Annotated in this window: 14 protein-coding genes; 6 read left to right on the top strand and 8 right to left on the bottom strand. The window is 60.2% G+C overall.

Annotation, left to right across the window (positions count from 1 at the left end; all coding sequences use genetic code 11):
• Positions 1-92 precede the first annotated feature (92 nt).
• The 5 genes from ACYU70_RS10380 to pgl all read left to right on the top strand — a co-directional run bounded on the left by ACYU70_RS10380 (position 93) and on the right by pgl (position 6,290).
• Positions 93-1,493: an NADH-quinone oxidoreductase subunit N gene (locus ACYU70_RS10380; RefSeq protein WP_342295951.1), complete on the top strand. Its 1,401-nt coding sequence runs from the start codon at positions 93-95 to the stop codon at positions 1,491-1,493.
• A 194-nt stretch (positions 1,494-1,687) separates the two neighbouring features.
• On the top strand, positions 1,688-2,230 hold the full coding sequence (locus ACYU70_RS10385; RefSeq protein WP_460615985.1) for a M15 family metallopeptidase: 543 nt from the start codon (positions 1,688-1,690) through the stop codon (positions 2,228-2,230).
• A gap of 160 nt (positions 2,231-2,390) precedes the next feature.
• Positions 2,391-3,893 (top strand): NADP-dependent phosphogluconate dehydrogenase, encoded by a 1,503-nt coding sequence (gene gndA / locus ACYU70_RS10390; RefSeq protein ID WP_342295949.1) that lies wholly within the window; start codon positions 2,391-2,393, stop codon positions 3,891-3,893.
• Between the two features lie 154 nt (positions 3,894-4,047).
• Positions 4,048-5,562, top strand: a complete 1,515-nt coding sequence (zwf, locus tag ACYU70_RS10395) for a glucose-6-phosphate dehydrogenase (RefSeq protein ID WP_342295948.1) — start codon at positions 4,048-4,050, stop codon at positions 5,560-5,562.
• Between the two features lie 2 nt (positions 5,563-5,564).
• Positions 5,565-6,290, top strand: coding sequence for a 6-phosphogluconolactonase (gene pgl / locus ACYU70_RS10400; protein ID WP_342295946.1), 726 nt, complete (start codon positions 5,565-5,567; stop codon positions 6,288-6,290).
• An 83-nt stretch (positions 6,291-6,373) separates the two neighbouring features.
• Here pgl and ACYU70_RS10405 read toward each other — a convergent pair whose 3' ends face one another.
• The 8 genes from ACYU70_RS10405 to purH all read right to left on the bottom strand — a co-directional run bounded on the left by ACYU70_RS10405 (position 6,374) and on the right by purH (position 15,553).
• Positions 6,374-7,246 carry an EamA family transporter gene (locus ACYU70_RS10405; RefSeq protein ID WP_342295945.1) on the bottom strand — a complete coding sequence of 291 codons (873 nt, stop codon included), beginning with the start codon at positions 7,244-7,246 and terminating at the stop codon, positions 6,374-6,376.
• Positions 7,246-7,995, bottom strand: coding sequence for a ribose-5-phosphate isomerase RpiA (rpiA, locus tag ACYU70_RS10410; protein ID WP_342295944.1), 750 nt, complete (start codon positions 7,993-7,995; stop codon positions 7,246-7,248). The genes ACYU70_RS10405 and rpiA overlap by 1 nt, the downstream gene beginning before the upstream one ends.
• An 84-nt stretch (positions 7,996-8,079) precedes the next feature.
• Positions 8,080-8,796, bottom strand: coding sequence for a 3-ketoacyl-ACP reductase (locus ACYU70_RS10415; protein WP_342295943.1), 717 nt, complete (start codon positions 8,794-8,796; stop codon positions 8,080-8,082).
• 195 nt (positions 8,797-8,991) lie between these two features.
• A complete protein-coding gene (mrdA, locus tag ACYU70_RS10420) occupies positions 8,992-10,851 on the bottom strand; it encodes a penicillin-binding protein 2 (protein ID WP_342295942.1) in 1,860 nt (619 codons plus the stop codon).
• Positions 10,852-10,975: 124 nt separating this feature from the next.
• Positions 10,976-11,479: a hypothetical protein gene (locus tag ACYU70_RS10425; RefSeq protein ID WP_342295941.1), complete on the bottom strand. Its 504-nt coding sequence runs from the start codon at positions 11,477-11,479 to the stop codon at positions 10,976-10,978.
• Positions 11,480-11,499: 20 nt separating this feature from the next.
• On the bottom strand, positions 11,500-12,438 hold the full coding sequence (gene mreC / locus ACYU70_RS10430; protein ID WP_342295940.1) for a rod shape-determining protein MreC: 939 nt from the start codon (positions 12,436-12,438) through the stop codon (positions 11,500-11,502).
• 169 nt (positions 12,439-12,607) lie between these two features.
• Positions 12,608-13,633: a rod shape-determining protein gene (locus ACYU70_RS10435; protein ID WP_208177625.1), complete on the bottom strand. Its 1,026-nt coding sequence runs from the start codon at positions 13,631-13,633 to the stop codon at positions 12,608-12,610.
• A gap of 384 nt (positions 13,634-14,017) precedes the next feature.
• Positions 14,018-15,553, bottom strand: coding sequence for a bifunctional phosphoribosylaminoimidazolecarboxamide formyltransferase/IMP cyclohydrolase (gene purH / locus ACYU70_RS10440; protein WP_342295938.1), 1,536 nt, complete (start codon positions 15,551-15,553; stop codon positions 14,018-14,020).
• A gap of 183 nt (positions 15,554-15,736) precedes the next feature.
• Here purH and ACYU70_RS10445 point away from each other — a divergent pair, with 183 nt between their 5' ends.
• Positions 15,737-16,918, top strand: coding sequence for an acyl-CoA dehydrogenase family protein (locus ACYU70_RS10445; protein ID WP_342295936.1), 1,182 nt, complete (start codon positions 15,737-15,739; stop codon positions 16,916-16,918).
• The last annotated feature ends 16 nt before the right edge of the window (positions 16,919-16,934 follow it).

Below are 16,934 nucleotides of genomic sequence, written 5' to 3' on the forward strand. Positions count from 1 at the left end.
GTCATTCCGAACGCAGTGAGGAATCTGGGTTCGGCACTGCCAACGGTTTGCTCCAGATTCCTCACTGCGTTCGGAATGACACCCTAGTACTTATGACCTCCATCATTCTCCTCTCCGTCTTCGGCATCCTCAACCTGTTCCTGGGCTTTTTGCGCTCGAATAAGGTGCTGCTGCCCGGCGCCATGCTGCTGCTGCTGGCCGTGTTCGGGGCCAACTTCGCCGACTGGAACGTGGCGCACGCGCCCTACTTCAACCACATGCTGGTGGTGGATAACTACACGGTAGCCTTCACCGGCATCGTGCTGCTCACCACCATTCTGCTGCTGCCCTTCTCGCGCAGCTATGTGGTATCGGGCGAGCCGAACCTGGCCGAATACTACGCGCTGCTTCTCTTCTCGCTGGTCGGGGCCATCATGATGATTGGCTACGACCATTTGCTGATGCTGTTTGTGGGCATTGAAATCCTGAGCATCAGCATGTACGTGCTGGCCGGCAGCAGCAAGCGCGATTCGCGCTCGAACGAGGCGGCGCTGAAATACTTCCTGATGGGCGCATTTGCCACCGGCATTCTGCTCTTCGGCATCGCGCTGCTTTATGGCGCTACCGGCACGTTTGCCCTCTCGCAGTTAGGCGCGGCCGTGGCCAACCCGGCCAATGCCAGCCTGCAACCGATGCTCTACATCGGCATTCTGATGATGATTATCGGCATCGGCTTCAAAGTATCGGCCGCGCCGTTCCACTTCTGGACGCCCGACGTGTACGAGGGCACCCCTACCTTCTTCACCGCCTTCATGAGCACGGTGGTGAAGACGGCCGGTTTCGCCGCTTTCCTCAAGCTGCTGGCGGTGGCACTGCCGGCCGCGCAGGGCTTCTGGATGCCGACCATTCAAGCCATGTGCGCCCTCACGCTGTTGCTCGGCAACGTGGGCGCGGCCGCCCAAACCAACACCAAGCGCATGCTGGCCTACTCCAGCGTGAGCCACGCCGGCTACCTGCTAATCGGCCTCGTGGCCAGCAAAGGCATTCTAACGGGTGATGCCGCCAGCGGCATTTTCTTCTACTCGCTGGCCTATTCCATTGCCACCGTAGCAGCCTTCGGGGTGCTGAAACTGGTGGCCGAACACCGCCAGGAAGACCGGTATTCCGGCCTCAACGGCCTGGGCAAAACCAACCCGCTGCTGGCTTTCGTGATGACGGTGGCCATGTTGTCGCTGGCGGGCATTCCGCTCACAGGCGGCTTCTTTGGCAAGTTTTTCCTGCTGGCGGCGGCCGTGGGCCAGGGCTATATTGGCCTCGTGGTGTTCGCGGTTATCATGAGCATGGTGGGCCTGTACTACTACCTGCGGCCGATTATCGCCATGTATATGCAGCCCGCGCCCGAGGGTGCCACGCCAGTACCGGTCGACGGTATCCAGACAGTGACGCTGGTGGTGCTGGCGCTGCTCACGATTCTGCTAGGCATTGCGCCGGGCTTTATGAGCGGAATTTTGTAATCGAAATACTTTGTGCGAATACAGAAAAAGCAGTCCAACGGGCTGCTTTTTCTGTTTATTTGACTTTCCGCCCGCTGGCTCTCGCTATGAATCGTGTCCTGCTACATCTGTGGTTGTTATGCTCCCTCATTGTCGTCGGTAGCTGTGCGGCTCGGCCACCGCACGAAGCTGGTCCTTTCCGCCCCGGCGAGCTGGTGGAACTGACCAAACTCGACCCGACCATTCGGCTGGATATCCGCTACGCCACCAGCCACAATTTCATGGGCCGGGTGCTGTATCCGCAGGCTCGGGCATTTTTGCAGCGCCCCGCCGCCGAGGCTTTAGCGCGAGTGAACGCCGAGTTGAAACCACTAGGCTACTGCCTGCTGGTGTTCGATGGCTACCGGCCCTGGCGCATCACCAAACAGATGTGGGACCACACGCCTACTGACAAAAAGGAATTTGTGGCCGACCCACGCAAGGGCTCACGCCACAATCGGGGCTGTGCCGTTGATCTGAGCTTGTGGGATATCGCGGCCAATCAAGAAGTCGCTATGCCCGGCGAGTACGATGAAATGAGCCCACGCTTCTACACCGCTTATGCCGGTGGAACGACGGAGCAGAAAGCCCGCCGGGACCTGCTTCGCAGTACCATGGAACGCAATGGCTTCACGGTACTGCCCGCCGAGTGGTGGCATTTTGACTATCAGGATTGGAAATCTTATCCGATTCAGGACATTCCGTTCAGTCAACTTTAATAGGTTAATAATAAGGTCAACCGTGTAAGCTTCCAACCGATAGCACGGTGCAGGCCCACGCCAGCAGCCGACCTCTCCAAAACTTTCGCGCGGGTTTCGCCTTTTTCTGGCGTAACTCGTTTCCCTGACCTGAACCCTGCTTCTTAACCCCTCTTTTCTGATGAGCGCAACTCCCGCATCCAAGCCTTCTTTTGGCATGATTGGCCTCGGTACCATGGGCCGCAACCTGCTACTAAACCTGGCCGACCACGGCTTTCCCGTGGCCGGCTACGACAAGGCCGCCGACAAAATTGACCTACTGGCCAAAGAAGGCGCGGGTAAGCCCGTGCAAGGCTTCACGGACCTCGCCACCTTTCTCAACGGCCTGCAAACGCCGCGCGCGGTGATGATGCTGGTGCCCGCCGGCCCCATCGTGGACAGCGTGATTGCCGAATTGCAGCCCCTGCTTTCGCCCGGCGACATCATCATCGATGGCGGCAACTCCCACTTCACCGACACCGAGCGGCGCGCCAAGGCGGTGGAAGCGGCCGGCTTCCACTTCTTCGGCATGGGCGTGAGCGGCGGCGAGGAAGGCGCCCGCTTCGGCCCCAGCATGATGCCCGGCGGCGACAAAGCGGCCTACGCGGTGATGCAGCCAATGTTTGAGGCCATCGCGGCGCAGGTAGATGGGCAGCCGTGCGTGACCTACATCGGTCCCGGTGCGGCCGGTCACTTCGTGAAAATGGTGCACAACGGCATCGAATACGGCCTGATGCAGCTCATCGCGGAAACCTATGCGGTGCTGAAAACGGGTCTGGGGATGGATAACGCGGCCATCGGACAAGTGTTTGCTAAATGGAATGAGGGCCGGTTCCAGTCCTTCCTGCTGGATATTACGAAGGACATTTTCGGTTTCATCGCCCCGAATACCGACCATTTGCTGCTCGACGACATCAAGGACGAGGCCCGCTCGAAGGGCACCGGCAAATGGACTTCGCAGGTAGCTATGGATTTGGAAACGCCGCTGCCCACCGTGGACACGGCCGTGGCAATGCGCGATTTATCGAAGTACAAGGCCCTGCGCGAGCAGCTGGCGGGGCTGTATGGCCCGGCCGCCGGCCCGCTGCCGGGCGACCACGCGGCTCTGCTGGCGCAGCTGGAGCAGGCGTTCTATTTCAGCATGGTCATCACCTACGCCCAGGGAATGCAGCTGCTCTCGAAGGCCTCGAAGGATTTTTCCTACGAGCTGAATTTGGCCGAAATCGCCAAAATCTGGCGCGGCGGCTGCATCATTCGCTCGGGCTTTCTGAACGAGATTTACAACGCTTATAAACAGATGCCCGACCTGGCCCACCTGCTGCTGGATGCGCAGGTACAGCAGCTGGTGAACGAGGCCGTGCCCGGCAGCCGCGCCGTAGTAGCGGCCGCAGCCACCGCCGGCCTGGCCCTGCCCGGCTACATGGCTTCGCTGAGCTACTTCGACACCTTCCGCACGGCGCGGATGCCTTCCAACCTCATTCAGGCCCAGCGCGACTACTTCGGGGCGCATACTTATGAGCTGATTGGCAAGGAAGGCGTATTTCACACGCAATGGACGCCGGAGCACGAGGAGGCTTCCAATAAGAAAGATGCGCAGGTGGAAGAGCACGGCCCGGTGAAAGAGCCGGTGACGCCGAACAGCTAGGAGCTTTTCCGTCTGTCATCCTGAGCGGAGCGAAGGACCTTATCACGCTCGCATAAATTGCGCTAACCTGATAAGGTCCTTCGCTCCGCTCAAGATGACAGGCTTTCTCCTACCATCCCCTCCCTCCCACTCGCCTAACATTCGCCCCCTGGCAATGAATAATAACAACATCAAGCCCACTGTCTTCGTCATCTTCGGCGGCACGGGCGATTTGAACGCCCGCAAGCTCTCGCCGGCGCTGTATAACCTGTTTCTCGACGGCTGGCTGCCGGAGCAGTTTGCCATCATCGGCACGGGCCGCACCAAGCTCACCGACGAAGAATTCCGCACCAACCTGCTGGCCGACCTCAACCAGTTTTCGCGCAGTGGCAAGGCCAAGAAAGAGGCCTGGGATAAGTTTGCGCCGCACATTTTCTACCAGGTTTCCGACGTGAAAACGCCGGCCGCCTACGAGGAATTCGGCCAGCGCATCGCCGCTTTTGAGAAGGAATGGGACGCGCCGGCCAACGTGATTTACTACCTGGCCGTGGCACCCGAGTTCTTCCCTATCATTGCTACGGGCATTGCCCAAAGCCATTCTGATGATGACCCCACGCGGGTTCGCATCGTGATTGAGAAGCCGTTTGGGCACGATTTGGAGTCGGCCCGGGCGCTGAACAAGCTGCTGGCCCAGCACTTTCAGGAGTGTCAGATTTACCGCATCGACCACTACCTGGGCAAGGAAACGGTGCAGAACATCATGGCTTTCCGCTTCGCCAACGCCATTATGGAGCCGCTCTGGAACCGCAACAGCATCGAGCACGTCCAGATTTCGGTGACCGAGCAGCTGGGCGTGGGCGAGCGCACGGGCTATTACGACGGCTCCGGCGCGCTGCGCGACATGATTCAGAACCACTTGCTGCAGTTGCTATGCCTGGTGGCGATGGAGCCGCCCGTAAACTTCACGGCCGACGAAGTGCGCAACCGCAAGGTGGACGTGCTGCGCGCCATGCGCCGCTTCACGCCCGAGGAAGTGCGCGAATCGGCCGTGCGCGGGCAGTATGGCGCGGGCTGGATTGAGGGCAAGGAGGTGCCCGGCTACCGCGAGGAAAAGGACGCCAACCCCACTTCCAACACCGAAACCTTCGCGGCCGTGAAGTTTTTCGTGGACAACTGGCGCTGGCAGGGCGTGCCGTTCTACGTGCGCACCGGTAAGCGGCTGCACCGCTCGGCGTCCATCATCAGCATCCAGTTCAAGGACGTGCCGCACATGATTTTCCCGCCTGAAACGGGCGAGAGTTGGCAGCAGAACCGCCTTGTTATCAGCATTCAGCCCGAGATGAGCATCCGTCTGCAGGTGCAGGCCAAACGCCCCGGCCTCGACATGATGCTGAACACCGTGGACATGGTGTTCGACTACCAAGGTACGTATTCGGCCGAAGCGCCCGAAGCCTACGAAACGCTGCTGCTCGACACCATGCTCGGCGACCAGACCCTGTTCATGCGCGGCGACCAGGTGGAAGAAGCGTGGGACCTGGTAATGCCCATCCTGAATTCCTGGCAGGGCCGCCCCAGCCTGAATTTCCCCAACTACTCGGCCGATTCCTGGGGCCCGGAAGTGGCCGAGGCGCTCATCGCCCGCGACGGCTTTCACTGGTTCACGCTGCCCCTCAACGGCAAAAAGAAATAGCCATGCCCCAGCACGTTTTCGCCTCCGTGGAGGAGGTTTTGCACAGTCTGGCCGACTTCTTTGTAGAGCAGGCCAGCCAGGCCGTAGCGGCGCGGGGCCGGTTTTCGGTAGCGTTATCGGGCGGCAGCTCACCCAAGAAATTGTACGAGCTGCTGGCCTCGCCCACCTACCGCGAGCGGGTGCCGTGGGCCGAGACATTTTTCTTCTTCGGCGATGAGCGCAACGTGCCGCCCACTGATGCGCAGAGCAACTACCTCATGGCCAAAAACGCCCTGCTGGCCCCGCTGAACATTGCCGACGACCATGTTTTTGCCGTGAATACCCTGCTGCCGCCCGCCGAGGCGGCGCAGGCGTACACGCAAACCATCAAGGCCTTTTTCGGGAATGAAACCGCGCAGTTTGATTTGATTCTGCTGGGCTTGGGCGACAACTCCCACACGGCTTCGCTGTTTCCACACACAGATGTGCTTCACGCCACCACGGCCGATGTGCAGGCCGTTTTCGTAGCCGAAGTTGATGCCTACCGCATCACGCTCACGGCTCCGCTCATCAATCAGGCCCGCACCGTGGCCTTTCTGGTTTTCGGGGCTGATAAGGCGGCAGCCGTGCGACGGGTGCTGCTGGGCGAACGGAACGTGGAGGAATATCCCGCGCAGCTCATCGCGCCAGCATCGGGCGAAGCAGACTGGTTTATGGATGAGGCAGCGGCGACGGATTTAGAGCGGTAGCCAATTATTGTCGAGTCTATAACGGAAAGGCCGTAGCGCGAATTTTGCGGTTCATGTTACGGCCTTTCCGTTGTAAAACAACTTCAGTCTCCCACCATAGCTGGCGCGTCGCGGCGGGCCGTAAACGTTGCCCCCACGCTGGCCACCACAATGAAGCCCACGGCCAGCCATTGCCCAAAAAGCAGCCGCTCGCCTAGCAGCAGCCAGCCTGATATGGCCGCCGCCACCGGCTCCAAGCTCATCAGAATACTGAACGTACGCGTGGGTAAAGTACGTAACGCCTGCATTTCCAGCGAAAACGGCAGCACGCTGGAAAACAGTGCCAGCAACCCGCCCAGCAGCAACAGGTGTGGTGTGAGGCTCAACAAACTGCCACTTGCCACGCCAAAAGGCAGCACCGGCAACGCCGCAAACAACATCCCGATGGCCACCGCCTGCTGGCCCGGCAGCACCGCCGCTGTGCGCTGGCCCAGCACGATGTACACGGCCCAGCACCCGCCCGCCGCCAGCGCAAAGGCCAGCCCCAGCAAGTCAACCCCTTGCCCGTGCCACGGCGCAATCAATGCGATGCCCGCGGCAGCCAGCAGCGCCCACACCGCATCGCCCCAGCGGCGCGAGCCCGCCAGCGCTAGGCCCAGCGGCCCCACAAATTCCAGCGTAACAGCCAGCCCAAGCGGAATCCGGGCCAGCGCGCAGTAAAACAGGAAATTCATCAGCCCCAACGCCAGGCCATAAGGCACCACCGCCCGCCACTGCGCCGACCGTAACTGCCCCAGCTTCGGGCGTACCACTAGCAACAGCACCAGCGCCGACAGCCCGATGCGCAAACTGGTAGTCCCGGCCGCGCCCAGCAGTGGAAACAGGCCTTTGGCAATGGCCGCCCCGCCCTGCACGCTCACAATGGAAAGCAGCACGGCAGGCACCGCCGGGAACGTAAATCGGCCAGAATCAGGCATTACGGGAGGGTCGAAAATGCAGCGGCCGGCACCGCTGCCTGGCCTGGGCGCAACACCTGCACTTCACCGCTCTGTACGATGATAGCAGCCCGCGCCAAGCCCAGGAATAAACCATGCTCAACAATACCAGGGATAGTTTTCAACTGGCGGGCCAGTTCGGCCGGGTTCTCAATTTTCTCGAAATGGCAGTCCAGCAGCAGATTGCCCTGGTCGGACTGGGCCAGCTCACCGGGGTTTAGCTTATTTACCCGCACCACCGGCGCGCCGCCCAAAGCCTCCACGGCGTCCATCACCCAAGGCAGGGCGAAGGGCACCACTTCCAGCGGCAGCGGAAATCGGCCGAGCTGGGCCACGGCCTTCGAGGAATCGGCCACGATGAGCAGATAATCGGAAGCGGTGGCAATGACTTTTTCGCGCAGCAAAGCCCCTCCCCCGCCTTTAATGAGCTGAAGCTGCGAGTCGAGCTCGTCGGCACCATCCACGGTCAGGTCGAAGCGCACGCCGCGCCGGGGTTCCAGCATCGGGATGCCCACGCGGCGTGCCAATTCGTCGCTGGCCCGCGAGGTAGCCGTGGCCTGAATGCGCAACCCTTCCTCGCGCACCCGCTGGCCGAGCAGTTCAATAAATGGCGCTGCCGTGCTGCCGGTGCCCAGCCCCACCACCATGCCATCCTGCACCCAGCGGGCGGCGGTGGCGGCAACGAGTTGTTTTTCCTGAGCGAGCTGCTGCTGAATTTCGGGGCTTGACATAGACTTCGGAGCATTTGATTAAAACCAGAAACGCCCCCGCAGCCTGGCTGCGAGGGCGCTTCGCCAACAATTCGATGCCCGAAATTAAGGGTTTGTCGACCACATGCCGGCCTCTTTAATAAAAATGCGACGGTTCAGCTTCAGTTGCGCCACCATGAACTCGGCCAAATCCTCGGGCTGCATCACCTTCTCGGGGTTGCCGTCGGTGAGCTTGTTTTCGAGGGCCAGCGGCGTGGCTACGGTGCTGGGCGTGAGGGCCGACACGCGGATATTGTGCTTGCGCACCTCCTGCATCAGCGCCTCCGTAAGGCCCAGCACGGCAAATTTCGAGGCGCTGTAGGCGCTGCTGCCAGCGGCGGCACGCTGCCCCGAAGTCGACGAAATATTGATGATATCGCCGGTCTGACGCGCAATCATCACCGGCAGCACGGCGCGGGTCACGTAGTAGGTACCCAGTACGTTCACCTGAATGATGTGCTCCCACTGCTCGGGCTCCATCTCCAGGAACTTGGCAAAGGAGCCTATGCCGGCATTGTTGATGAGGATGTCAATCGGACCGAGCTCTTCGTGGATTTTGGCCACGGCAAGGTTCACGGCGGTGCGGTCGGCTACATCAGCCACGGCGGTGACGACGGTGCCGCCAGCAGCAATAATTTCGGCAGCTACTTCCAGCAGGTCGCTTTCGGTGCGTGCCAGCAGGCCCACTTGCACGCCTTCGGCGGCCAACGCCAAGGCCACCGAACGGCCAATGCCTTTGCCCGCGCCGGTCACGAGGGCGACTTTTCCTTGAAGGGATTCCATATGAGTTGAAACGTTGATTGGAGAGGTGATACAACCCGGAAATGGGATAGAATGTTGGGCTGAGTGGTGTAAAGACGCAAAATATTGCGTCTCATCATTGAACGGCCGGAACCGCGCTAAACTGCGCAGATTAAACAACATCAGCAACGACGAGACGCAAAATATTGCGTCTCTACCCCGTTCAATGTCGCCACCCTACATCCCATGCAGGTGCTTGGTGAAGTCGCCGTACATCACCCAATCTTCCCAGCGCTTGCGGTGCGGGGCAACTTTGCCGCGCAGGTATTTCTCAATCATCAGGCCCGCCGCCGGAGCCGCGCTGGTGCCCCCGAAACCACTGTTTTCGATGAACACGGCAATGGCAATTTTGGGGTCCTGTACCGGGGCGAAGGCGGCGAAGGTGGCGTGGTCGAAACCGTGGGGGTTCTGCACGGTACCGGTTTTGCCGGCCATCGTGATGCCGTATTGCGAGAGCGAGGCCAGGTTGCCGGTGCCGCCGTTACCGTCCACCACCATCTCCATGCCGGGGATGATGTATTTGAACAGTGTCGTATCCACGGCCGTGTAGTGCTTCTGCTGGAACTCCGGCAGCGGGCCGCCATTGCCGATGCCGCGCACGAAATGCGGCGTGTAGTAGTAACCCCGGTTGGCAATGGTGGCCAGAACATTAGCCATTTGCAGGCCCGTGATGCCGATTTCGCCCTGCCCGATGCTGAGCGAATACACGTTGCGGAAGCTCCAGCGGTGCTGGCGGTTTTCCTTTTTATTGAAAAACTTGTGGTCGTAGAATTCCGGTGACGGAATCAGGCCGCGCTTTTCCTGGCTCATGTCCACGCCCAGCTTTTCGCCCAGGCCGAAGGACTTCACCATTTTCTGCCACTGCGCCAGTCCTATATGGGCATCGTCGTATTTATTCGGGGCCTGCCCGCGCTGCACCACGGCACGCAGCACCTGGTAGAAATAGGGATTGCAACTGTTTTTGATGGCAATGCTCACATTGCCCGGATATTCATGTCGGTGGGTGCATTTCACCAGCTTCTGATTACACTCGAAGCCCGTGCTGGGCTGCACAACGCCCAATTGCAAGGCCACCAGTTCATTCACCAGTTTAAAAACCGAGCCCGGCGGGTACGTCGCCATCAGCGGCCGGTCGAATAACGGCCGGTCGGGGTTGTTCAGCAGGGCCATATAGCGGTTGCCCGAGCCCTTGCCCGTGAGCAACTTAGGGTCGTAGCGCGGGGCTGAAACAAAGGCCAGAATCTCGCCCGTCTTCGGGTCGATGGCCACTATGGAACCGCGCCGGCCCGCCAACAGCTGCTCGCCATAGGCCTGCAACTCGGCATCAATGCTCAGGTGCAAATCCTGCCCGGCCACCGACAGCGTATCGAACTCCCCACCCCGGAACTTGCCTTTTTCGATGCCGCGCACGTTCACCATCTTGTACTGCACCCCGCGCCGGCCCATCAGCGTTTGCTCGTAGTAAGACTCCAGACCCGAAATCCCCACGTTTTCGCCGGGCTGGTACTTGGCGTACTTGGGTTTCTCAAGAAAAGCGGGCGTAATGGCCCCCACGTAGCCCAGGGCGTGGGCCAGGTTGGGTGTGCGGTAGGCCCGCGCCATGCGCGTCTGGGTGCGGAACCCCGGAAAGTCGCCCAGCTTGTCGAGAATGATTGCCAAGTCGGCCGTCGTCAGGTTTTGCAGGATGGGCGAGGGCTTGACGCGCGAATACTTTTTAGCCGCTATTAGGCTGGCCCGCAGGTCCTCCAGCGGGATTTGCAGCAATTCAGCGAAGCGGAGTGTATCAAGGTTCTTCACCTCTCGGGGCACCACCATCAGGTCGTACACCGGCGTGTTCTGCACCAGCGGCACGTTTTTACGGTCGTATATCAGCCCGCGGTACGGCGTCTGCACCAGGCGCTGCAAGGTGTTTTTGTCGGCGGCCAGCTTGTACGTTCCGTCCAGCACCTGCATGAAAAACAGGCGGGTGAGGAAGATGAGCGCCACCACCAGAAAGATGCCCTGCACGACGTATTTGCGGCCTTCGAGGTATTGCATAGTTCACGTTTGTCATCCTGAGCAGAGCGAAGGACCTTACCACGCTTGCACCCGTTATAGTTCGGTAAACAGTTCAGCGGTGATAAGGTCCTTCGCTCCGCTCAGGATGACAGAAATAACAAAATTAACTCCTCCCCCGGCGCACCGGGAAGAACAATAGCTGCACAATCAACAACGAAAGGCCGGTAAAGAGTGCGCTCACCAGCATTTTCCCCAGCGTGGTGCCGAAATGCCGGAAGCTGCCCAGTTCCAGCAGGAAAAACGCGGCGTGGTGCAGCAGCACCAGCAGCGTCAGGTATACGCCAAACCACTGCCAGCCCATCTGGTGCACGTTCACCGAGTCGGCGCTGTCGTAGCCGTCACGCGGGGTGAGCAGGCGTAGCACCCACGGCCGTAGAAAGCCCAGCAGCACCGCCGCCGCCGCGTGCAGCCCGCCCGTATCATAAAAAATATCCATGGTCAGCCCCATGCCGAAGGCCAGCAGCAGCTGCACCACAATGGGCGTGGCCAACGGCAAAAACAGCAGGAAGCCCAGATAGAAAAAGCACCAGCCCAAATCAAACAGCACCAGCCGGCTGATGAGCATAATGTGCACGCCCGCATACAGCAGAAAGCGCAGCGTCTGCACAAAAATGAACCGTAGGCCGTTCATGGACGCGCCCCTCCTTTCGGCAGGATGCCCGTGTGGGTTTCCACGGTATCGCGCTCGGGCTTGTTGCGGTTGGTCACAATGTACACGTAAGTCAGATTGGCAAAATTGACTCCCAGCTTCACCCGGATGGTCCAGAAATTCTTATCCGGCTCCTTCACGAAGGACTCGATGGTGCCAATGAAAATACCCTCGGGAAATACCGAGTTGTAGCTCGATGTCATCACAGTATCGCCCTTCACCAGCTTGGTTTCGCGCAGTACATTGTCCAGCAGCGCGTGGGTAGGGTCGTCGCCCTGCCACTTGATGGTGCCAAACGTGCCGTCGCGCTTGATTTTGGAGGCGATGCGTGTTTGCGAATGCAGCAGGCTGGTAACGGTAGCGTAATGCTCGCTCACCACTTTCACGCGGCCTACCACGCCGCCCGCCGCTATTACGCCCTTGCCGGGTACCACACCATCGGCGCTGCCTACGTTTAGCGTGAGATAGTTGTCCACATTATGCAGCATGTTGTTGATAACGCGGGCCGGAATAAGTGGATAACTCGGGTCGCGGGCTGGAATGCGCTGCTGCCCGAGCAATAAAGTATCAGGCCTGGTAGCCGGCCGCTGGTAGCGCACGCGCTTCAATGAGTCGGTGCGGGCCGGGGGCAACGCCACCGAATCAGCTTCACGGCGCACCGAATCGGCCGGGTACAGCTGCTGGCGGAGCGCGGCATTTTCGGCGGCCAGCTGCTGGTTCATCTCGGCCAGATGGAAGTAATCCAGAATCTGGGTGCGGCGGGCCAGCACCGTGCCCGCGTAGGTATTGGCCGAATTAAAAAACGCCGCCCGTTGGTATGAATTACTGGTAATAAATAAATACAGACTTATGATTTCCAATAAGCCAAATACCAGCGCCCCGCGGAAGCGAAATAGGAAAAGAAATAAATTCCGCACGGGGTTAACCGAATTAATTAATTGGCAATTGAACGACTAGCAAAAGAACGTCATGCTGAGCGTAGTCGAAGTATCTCTACTGCGAAGAGTAATCCAATCGAAAGGGATTAGTTACGCGGTAGAGATGCTTCGACTACACTCAGCATGACGTTCGATTATTATCCTGTAATTACGTCAGCAGCACACCTTTAAAAGCCTGGATATCCTTGATAGCCTTGCCGGTACCGCGCACCACGGCGCGCAGCGGGTCTTCGGCAATGTGAATCGGCAGCTTGGTTTTGGCAGCCAAACGCTTGTCCAAACCGCGCAATAGCGCGCCGCCGCCGGTGAGGTGAATACCGTTTTCGTAAATATCGGCCGACAATTCGGGCGGCGAAATTTCGAGGGCTTTCAATACGGCTTCTTCAATTTTCGCCACCGATTTATCGAGGGCAATGGCAATTTCCGAGAACGTTACTTTAATAACTTTCGGAATGCCCGTCATCAGGTCGCGGCCGCGCACTTCGTGGTCGGGTGGCGGCACGTCGAGCTCGGTGAGGGCCGCGCCAACCTCAATCTTGATACGCTCAGCCGAGCGCTCGCCGATGAGCAGGTTGTGCTGACGGCGCATGTAGTCGAGGATGTCTTGGTTGAAGACATCACCGGCAGTTTTAATCGACTGGTCGCACACGATGCCCGACAGCGCGATAACCGCGATTTCCGTCGTCCCGCCTCCGATGTCGATAATCATCGAGCCCACGGGCTGCTCTACATCGATGCCGATGCCAATGGCGGCGGCCATGGGCTCCTGAATCATCCAGACTTCCTTGGCCCCGGCGTGCTCGGCGGAGTCCCGCACAGCGCGTTTCTCCACTTCGGTGATGCCTGACGGGATGCAGATAACCATGCGGTGCGACGGCTGAAACAGCCGGTTCCGCGTGTCAATCATCTTAATCATGCCCTTAATCATTTCCTCGGCGGCGTGGAAATCGGCAATTACGCCATCCTTCAGCGGGCGGATGGTGCGGATGTTATCGTGCGTTTTTTCGTGCATCTGCTGGGCTTGGCGGCCCACGGCGATGACTTTATTGGTGGTGCGGTCTTTAGCGATGATGCTCGGCTCATCCACCACGATTTTGTCGTTATGGATAATGAGCGTATTGGCCGTACCCAGGTCGATGGCGATGTCGCTGGTCAGGAAATTAAAGAAACCCATTGAGTTAGCTGCAATAAGGCGGAGTCCGGTTATAGGGTCGGACAGAATAATGCGCAAAGGTACGGAAGGTTTGCGCGGGCATGGTGAACGGAGTTATGGCATTTATGGAAATGAGTCTCCCGTCATTACGGGGAGAGCGCAGCGCGCAACGCAGCAATCCGTCCTCACATTGCGCTAACCTTGAATTGTGATAAATTTTCCTCTGAGCACAAAAGCCCCGACTCTTATGCAGAGGCGGGGCTTTGTCACATTATTGGGTTGGTCAACTCGTCACACAGTAGGGTGCGGGGCTTGCCCCCGCCCGTCGTTGAACGGCGTCGTTGAAACGGCACAAACGACGGGCGGGGGCAAGCCCCGCACCCTACATCTTTTCGCAACCCAAGCCTAGTGCTTGAAGTGCCGCACGCCCGTGAGCACCATGGCCATGCCCAGTTCGTCGCAGGCTTTGATGCTGTCGGCATCCTTGATGGAGCCGCCGGGCTGCACCACGGCGCGGATGCCGGCCGCGCCGGCAATTTCCACGCAGTCGGGGAAGGGGAAGAAAGCGTCGGAGGCCATAACAGCACCGTGCAGGTCGAAACCGAAGGTGCGGGCCTTCTCAATAGCCTGACGCAGAGCGTCAACGCGGCTAGTCTGGCCGACGCCGGAAGCCAGCAACTGGCCGGCGCGGGCCAGCACGATGGTGTTGCTCTTGGTATGCTTGCAGATTTTGCCGGCGAAAACCAGGGCCTCCGTTTCCTCAGCCGTGGGAGCCGACTGGGTGACGGTGCGGAAATCTTCGGCGGTTTCCGTCTGACGGTCAGCGTCCTGCTCAATGATGCCGTTGAGCAGGGTTTTGATTTGCTTCTTAGGAAACTCAACGGGCTTTTGCAGCAGCAAAATCCGGTTTTTCTTGCTCTGGAGCACGGGCAGCGCGTCGGCGGCGAAGCTGGGCGCAATCAGGACTTCGAAGAACAACTGGTTGAGCTCGACGGCGGTGGCCGCGTCTACTTCCTTGTTCACGATGATGACGCCACCGAAAGCGGAGGTCGGGTCGCAGCTCAGGGCGTTCACGTAGGCCTCGCGCAGGGTGGCGGCCTGGGCCACGCCGCAGGCATTGGTGTGCTTGAGGATGGCGCAGGCCGGCTCACCGTCGGTGAATTCAGCCATGAGGGCTACAGCGGCATCCACGTCAACGAGGTTGTTGTAGCTCAGCTGTTTGCCGTGGAGCTGGTCGAAGAGCGCCGTCAGGTCGCCGTAGAAGGTGCCGGCCTGGTGGGGGTTTTCGCCGTATCGCAGGGGCGTGGCGGGCTGGGCACTGAGGCGCAGGGCGGTGCCGGCTACGGCGGTGCCCTGGCTCATGTATTGGAAAATCTCGGTGTCGTAGTGCGAGGTGGTGGCGAAGGCGGCGGCAGCGTAGTGGCGGCGGTCTTCGAGGTCGGTAGTGCCGTTTTTGGCGGTGAGCAGCTCGGTCACGGCCGCGTACTGGTCGCGGCTGCTGATTACGAGCACGTCGCGGAAGTTTTTGGCGGCGGCGCGCAGCAGCGAGATGCCGCCGATGTCAATTTTCTCGATAACGTCCTGCTCCTCGGCTCCGCTGGCTACGGTTTCTTCGAAGGGGTACAGGTCAACCACCACCAAATCGATGGGCGGGATGCCGTGCTGCTCAGCCTGGGCGAGGTCGCTGGCTTCGTGGCGGCGGTGCAGAATGCCGCCAAACACCTTGGGGTGCAACGTCTTTACGCGGCCGCCGAATACTTCGGGGAAGCCGGTGAGGTCTTCCACGGCGGTTACTTCGGCCCCTTCATCTTCGAGGAATTTCTGTGTGCCACCAGTGGAGTACAGCGTGACGCCATGCTGGCGCAAAACCTGCACCAGCGGAGCCAGACGGTCTTTGTGATACACGGAAAGCAACGCGGCGCGAATGGGACGGGACGACATAAAACGGGCGAAAAAGCTAGGCACAATTGCCGCCACGAAGGTACGCCCGGGCTTAGCCAGCATCCCGCAGGCTGTGTTACTGAATTGTTACCACCTCATCCGGCGCGCCCAAATCATCCCCGGCCGAACACTGCACCGCTTTGAGAAGTATAGCAAGCTCCGTTGCTTTTCCCGTCCTCGCATATGTCCAACCCCGCTGCCACTTTGCCCGCTACCGAACCCGACCTTGCCGAAACGACTACCCCGGTGCTGACGCCTGCCGAAGCCGAAAAGGCCGCCGCGGAGCTGGCCCCACGCCTGTTTGCCCAGGCCGCCGCTACCGATGTAGAAGGTGGTTTTCCTACTCAGGAATTTGGCTGGCTGCACGCGGCCGGGCTACTCACGGCGGTGCTGCCGGCGGCCCTCGGCGGCGCCGGGCTGCACACGCCGGCGGCCACGCTGCCGCTGTTGCGGGTTTTGCAGCACATCGGGCGGGGCAATCTGGCGGTGGGCCGCGTGTATGAGGGCCATGCGAATGCACTGCTGCTGATTCAGCAGTTGGCCACGGCAGCGCAGGTGGTCCGCTACGCCGCCGACGCCCGCGCCGGGCACTTGTTCGGTGTCTGGAACACTGAAAACCCAGTCGATGGTGTGCACCTGGAGGCCTTGCCCAACGGGCGCTACCGCCTGCGTGGGGCCAAGACATTTGCCTCCGGCGCGGGCCATCTGGCGCGGCCACTCATCACGGGGGCACTGCCTGATGGGCAGGGCTGGCAGCTGTTTGTGCTGCCGGCCGATGCGCAGCCGCCCACGCTGGACCGCTCGTTCTGGCAGCCGCTGGGCATGCGGGCCACCGCCAGCTTCCGGGCCGATTTGACCGGGTTGGAAATCGGGCCGGAGGACCTTATCGGACCACCCAATGCTTATTATCAGCAGCCAGCATTCAGCGGCGGGGCCATCCGGTTTACGGCCGTGCAGCTGGGCGGGGCTGAAGCTGTTTTTGACGAAACCGTTGGCTTTCTGCGCGGCCTGGGCCGCACCGACGACCCTTACCAGCGCCAGCGCCTCGGCGAAATGGCCATTCTATTGGAAAGCGGCCGCCAGTGGCTGCGCGGGGCCGCCGAAAACGCCGCCCGGCCCAATGCAGCTACGGCGGACGGAGCCGAAACTACCGTGGCCTACGCCAACATGATGCGTACTGCCATCGAAACCATAAGCCTGGAGATGCTGCGCCTAGCCGAGCGCTGCGTAGGAGCGCGCGGCCTGCTACGCCCCCAGCCGTTCGAGCGTCTGCACCGCGACCTCACCCACTACCTCCGCCAGCCCGCCCCCGACGGGGCGCTGGCCGATGTGGGCCGTTTTGTGCTCGAAGGCAAGTCGTTTTAGTTGTCCGTTTTTCGTT

The organism is Hymenobacter segetis (assembly GCF_054776495.1).